Annotated in this window: 1 protein-coding gene; it reads left to right on the top strand. The window is 33.7% G+C overall.

What is annotated here, in order from left to right:
• Positions 1-185: hypothetical protein (locus NG901_RS16705; protein ID WP_252217065.1), on the top strand; the 185-nt coding region annotated here is incomplete at its 5' end.
• Positions 186-270 lie beyond the last annotated feature (85 nt).

Raw genomic sequence — 270 nt, forward strand, 5'->3', positions numbered from 1 at the left:
CCGTTCAAGTTCTCGGCACAGAAGGTTCCACTTTATTAAAAGATGTTTCTTCTGACATCATGGAATCTGTTTCCAAATGGAATGAAGAAATGGAACCTGAGAAGAAACGCCTAAAAGACGAGATTAAAGATATGCAAAAAACAATTTCCGACTTAGAAAAAACGCTAAAAAAAGATAATAAATAAGTAGAGAAACTGGGCGACTGCTCAGTTTTTTTATTTGTCTAAAGTCCCTTTCAAAAAAACGTCATAATTAGCCAATAAATTCTCT

Origin of the sequence: Clostridium sp. CMCC3677 (assembly GCF_023845585.1) — a bacterium.
Lineage (GTDB): Bacteria > Bacillota > Clostridia > Clostridiales > Clostridiaceae > Clostridium > Clostridium aquiflavi.